Source organism: Rhodococcus sp. ENV425 (assembly GCF_002887785.1).
Taxonomy (GTDB): Bacteria; Actinomycetota; Actinomycetes; order Mycobacteriales; family Mycobacteriaceae; genus Rhodococcus; species Rhodococcus aetherivorans.
In genome coordinates this window covers 1-4,785 of record NZ_PCZU01000002.1, presented here as the reverse complement: position 1 = coordinate 4,785, position 4,785 = coordinate 1, and the positions used below count along the sequence as shown (strand labels likewise).

Annotated in this window: 5 protein-coding genes; all 5 read right to left on the bottom strand. The window is 70.0% G+C overall.

The window, feature by feature from the left end:
• Positions 1-227: 227 nt before the first annotated feature.
• A complete protein-coding gene (locus CQZ88_RS00060; RefSeq protein WP_044476532.1) occupies positions 228-2,015 on the bottom strand; it encodes an ABC transporter ATP-binding protein/permease in 1,788 nt (595 codons plus the stop codon).
• 409 nt (positions 2,016-2,424) lie between these two features.
• Positions 2,425-2,865: a DUF4383 domain-containing protein gene (locus CQZ88_RS00055; protein WP_102799048.1), complete on the bottom strand. Its 441-nt coding sequence runs from the start codon at positions 2,863-2,865 to the stop codon at positions 2,425-2,427.
• Between the two features lie 168 nt (positions 2,866-3,033).
• Positions 3,034-3,807, bottom strand: coding sequence for a GAF and ANTAR domain-containing protein (locus CQZ88_RS00050; RefSeq protein ID WP_050035323.1), 774 nt, complete (start codon positions 3,805-3,807; stop codon positions 3,034-3,036).
• A gap of 85 nt (positions 3,808-3,892) precedes the next feature.
• Positions 3,893-4,171 (bottom strand): acyl carrier protein, encoded by a 279-nt coding sequence (locus tag CQZ88_RS00045; RefSeq protein ID WP_006946663.1) that lies wholly within the window; start codon positions 4,169-4,171, stop codon positions 3,893-3,895.
• A gap of 9 nt (positions 4,172-4,180) precedes the next feature.
• Positions 4,181-4,785 (bottom strand): 2-oxo acid dehydrogenase subunit E2 (locus CQZ88_RS00040; RefSeq protein WP_180986904.1); only part of this gene is annotated, 605 nt, incomplete at its 5' end.

Sequence of the window (4,785 nt, the reverse complement as noted above, 5' to 3'; positions counted from 1 at the left end):
GTGGCGATCGAACCGCGCGGACGCCGCCGGTAGGAAGTGCTGTGGTGCATGGTGTCCTCCTCGGCTGCCGCACGAGCATCCCGGCTCGGGACCGGACACCGGGTGCCGACGCTCGGACATGCCCGCCGGCAGTCGCCGGCATCGAGGTCACCGCGCTTTCAGCGTAGTTCCGCCGTCGGGCGGTGGACACGTCTCGGGGTGATTCGCCCGGTGACCTCGCGTGGAGCTCAGCGGACGCTCTCGGTGACCGTCCAGCGACCCTCCCCCTGCAGTTCGAGCACCCGGTCGTGGAAGCTGTCGAGGGTGCTGCGGTGCCCGACGCTGACAATGACGCTGTCCGGCAGCGCCTCGCGCACGGTGCGATAGAGCGCGTGCTCGAGTCCCTCGTCGACGGCGGCGGTGGCCTCGTCGAGGAACACGGTCCGCGGCCGGGCCAGCAGCACCCGCGCGAACCCGAGGCGCTGCTGCTCCCCGGGGGACAGCACGCGCGCCCAGTCGGTGTCGTCGTCGAGGCGTTCCCTCAGGTGCCCGAGGTGCACACGTTCGAGCACCTCGCCGAGTTCCGCCTCGTCCCGTACGGGCGGACGAGGATACGACAGCGCTTCGCGCAGCGTCCCGAGCGGCACATACGGGTCCTGGGACAGGAACAGCGCGTCGCCGTCCGGACGCGCGATCCGACCGTGGGCGTACGGCCAGAGCCCGGCGAGGGAGCGCAGCAGCGTCGTCTTGCCGCTGCCGGACGCGCCGCGGACGAGCAGCGCCTCGCCGGGGGACACGTGGATGTCGAGGCCGGTCACGAGCGGCCGGCCGGCCGGGGTCCGCACGTCGAGACCGCGCAGGTCGAGGGTGTCACCCTGCTCGGTCGCGACGAGGACGGGCAGCTTCGCGGACTGGTCGGTGGCGTCGACCAGGCCGTTGAGACGGATGGTGGTCGCCCGGAACGCGGCGAAGTCGTCGTAGGACTCGCGGAAGAAGGACAGCGAGTCGTGGACCTGACCGAAGGCGTTGCCGGTCTGCATCACGTCACCGAGGGTGACCTGACCGGCGAACAGCCGCGGCCCCTGGATGAGAAACGGGAAGATCACCGCGATCTGGTTGACGGTCAGGTTGAAGCCGTCGAACTTCAGGATCCGGAACACGATGCGCCACCAGTTGCGGATCACCGCGGCGAATCGGCCCAGCAGGCCACCCCGCTCGACATTCTCGCCGCGGTAGAAGGCGATGTTCTCGCCGTACTCGCGGACGCGGACCAGGGCGTAGCGGTAGGTGGCGCCGAGCTTCTCGTTGAGGAAGTTCAGCCGGATCAGCGGCCGGCCGATCCAGAACGCCACCGCGGTGGTGACCAGCACGTAGATGTAGACCAGGAACACCATTCCGCGGGGGATCTCGGTGCCGAACACGGTGATCGGGCCCGACAGGTCCCACAGGATGCCGGTGAAGCTGACGATGGACAGCACCGCGGTGACCGCCCCCATCGACAGGACGCGGGTGGTGGTGACGAAATCGGTGACGTCGACCTGGATGCGCTGGTCGGGGTTGTCCACCGGCTTGTCCACGAACCGGTCCCGGTAGAACGCCCCGGTGTCGAGCCAGGTGTCGACGAGCCGGTTGTTCAACTGGGTGCGCCAGTGGATGTCGAGGGTCTGACCGAGCAGGTACGCGACCAGGCTGCGCGCCACGTGGATGGTGGCGAGCACGGCGAAGACCCGCATGAACCGCCAGAACGCGGCCTCGTCGAGGTCCTGGATCGCGGTGTAGAAGTCGTTGTACCAGTACGAGAACAGCACGTTCATCCGCACCGCGAAGACGGTGAACAGCAGAACCAGGGCCACGAGTCCGAGCGGGCCGAGGCCCCGACGCGGATCGAAGTAGGGCCACGCGATGCGCCACCACTGCCGTCCCCAGTGGGTCGTTCGCGCGAGCAGCGCCACCACGACGACGAACACCACCGTTGTGATCACATACGCCTTCAGCGTCCACCAGACGCTGTCGACGAGCACACTTCCCCATTCCATCCGTCGCCGCTCCCGTCTCCCGCGCGATCGCGCGGTCCATGCGAGAGATTGTGGACCCCGCCCCGGGGTGCGCGACGCCGATTCCGCGACCGATCGTGGGGCTGCCCCCGCGGCGGAGCCGGTGGCCGGCGCGCGCCGGGCACCGGACCGCTGCTTCGTCACGGGTTCTGCGGGTATCCGACGGTCATGGAGGTTCTGGGCATTCTCATTCTCGTCGGGGTGGTCGTCTACGTGGTGGTCCAGCGTCGCAGGAGCGGGCCACGGAGGTGACCACGGCTCGGCCGGGCTCGCCGTGCGGTCGAGCCCGGCTGGGCCGTGCCCGCAGGACGGAACGATCCGCGGGTGCACACGAACGTCGCCGGTCCTCGCTCCTGGCGGCGAGGACCGGCGACGGGTCGGTGGGTGGCTGTCAGCGGGTGCCGGACACGGTGCGGTGCGTCGTGGTCCGGCGGGTGAGCAGGAAGCCGAGGGCGATCATGGCGGCCCCGAGCACGAAGTGCAGCCAGTCGTCGGCGGAGTTGACCGGCACGAAGTTCGCCGAGCTGTCCTTGTCGATCACCAGTCCGTAGAGCCACAGCACCAGGTAGATGATGCCGCCGCCGATGAGGTAGGACCGAGCGGCACCGACCGTGCGGGCCATCGCGACGCCTGCCACACCGAAGAGCAGATGCACGATGTTGTGGAGGATGGAGACCCCGAAGATCCCGAGCAGCAGCGCCCCGGACTCGTGCCCGGCGAACGTCATGGTGTCGTAGTTGGTCGTGATTCCGGGAACGAACCCGAGAATGCCGACGAGGAGAAACACCACACCGACAGCGAGGGCGGCTGTCTGCACCGGTGTCCGGGTCATAGTTCGTCCTGCGTGCTCGGCCATGGCCGGCTCCTTTCGTTCGAACAGGTGACCGGAGCGGAGTGGCTGCGGCTGCCGGAGAGATACCTCCGTGGGCGTTCGTGAAACCTTGCCCGCGAGGATTTTCGCGGGACGGCGACGGGCCGTGCGTGCTGCCGATAGGAACGGTCACCGGTCCCGGGTCATCGGACCCGGCCGCGGGTCGGTTCCGGCGGGGGTGAGCTGGGCGACCAGTCGGGCAGCGACGTCGCGCAGCTTGACGTTCTCGTGCTGGGACTGGCGCACCAGCACGGCGAAGGCCTCCTCGGCGGTCAGACCGCGCGCGGCCATGACGATCCCGACGGCGTGGTCGATGGTCGGACGCGAGCGCAGGGCCCGATCGAGTTGCGTGATCTCCGCCCGGGCCCGGGCACAGCGACGGGCCTGCCGCAGTGCGGTCTCCACGGCCGTCGTGAACACCTCCACCAGCGTCTCGTCCAGAGAATCGAACCCGTGGTCGTGCTCGCTGTAGAGGTTGAACGATCCGGCCGTCTCGTCGTCGATCCGCAGCGGCGCGGCCAGCGAACTCGCCGTCCCGAACCGTTCCGCGCGCTCGGCGAACGCCGGCCAGCGTCGCCGCATCTCGGCGCGGTCCGCGCGCACCACCTGGCCGGTCCGCACGGCGTCGAGGCCCGGGCCGGCGCCGGCGAGGTACTGGGCGTGGTCGAGTTCGTAGAGCAGCGGATTGCTGCAGGCCTCCGTCTCGGGGCGGCCGCCCCGCAGGACCGTCACCCCCGCCATGCCGGTCTCGGGCACGATCTTCACGACGTTGCCGACGAGCAGGTGCAGCAGCTCGGGCAACTCGTCGCCCTCGTCGAGCGCGGCGGACAGCCTGCGCAGCGCCACGACGATCTCCCCGACTCGTCCACACAGTGGATCGTTCCCGGCCATGTCCCCGTCCACGACTGCATCCCCGTCGGTCGTTCTTCTCACAGAATGCACCCGGTGAGACCGGCCGGGCACAGTTCTCGGGTCATCTGGTGCGGCCTCACCGCCCGAGGCGCTGCGCCAGGTATCCGACCAGGCCGTCGAGGGTGCTCAGGTGCGCGTAGTCCGCCTCGGGGATGTCCACCCCGAGCGACGAACGCAGTCCGATCAGCACGTTCAGCCAGTCCATCGAGTCGAGGTCGACCTGCTGGCGCAGCGGCCGGTCCCCCGCCAGTTCGATGTCCTCGATCTCGGGGGCGACGTCGGCGATCGCGGCGACGACGGCGGCGCGGATGTCGGCACGGGCGGTCTCGCCGGTATTGGTCTCGTCGGTGGTCACGATCTCACCTCACAGTCGTTCCGGGTGCTGGAGCAGTTCGGCGATCTCGGCCAGGAACAGGGCGCCGCGCCGGCCGTCGCTGACCCGGTGGTCCGCGGCGAGGGTCGCGGTGACCACCGGGACGGGCCGCACCGCGTCGCCGTCGACCCACGGGCGCCGGGTCGGCTTGCCGAAACCGACCAGTGCGACCTGCGGCGGGTAGATCACCCCGTACACCGAGTCCACGCTTTCCTCCCCCAGGTTGGTCACGGTGACGGTGGGGTCGGACATCTCCGAGCTGCGCAGCGAGCCCGCCCGGGCGCGCTTGACGAGGTCGGCGAGGGCCGCCATGAGCTCGGGCAGGGCGAGGTCGGCGACGTCGTGGATCGCCGGGGCGATCAGCCCGCCCTGGCGCAGGGAGACCGCCACCCCCACGTGCGCGGCCGGGGCCGGGTGGAACTCGCCGTCGGTCCAGAATCCGCTCATTTCGGGGTACCGGCGGGTGGCCAGTGCGACCGCCTTGAGCAGCAGCGCCGCAAGCAGGACGCGCTCGGTGACCGGGCGTTGCGCGTTGTACTCGGTGAGCCAGTCGAGGGCCCGCGCGAGCGGGATCTGTTCCGACAGGTAGTAGTGCG

Bases quoted from the DNA above. Each gene is read 5' to 3' on its own strand.
- CQZ88_RS00060 (WP_044476532.1), bottom strand. From the start codon at position 2,015: ATGGAATGGGGAAGTGTGCTCGTCGACAGCGTCTGGTGGACGCTGAAG.
- CQZ88_RS00055 (WP_102799048.1), bottom strand. From the start codon at position 2,865: ATGACCCGGACACCGGTGCAGACAGCCGCCCTCGCTGTCGGTGTGGTG.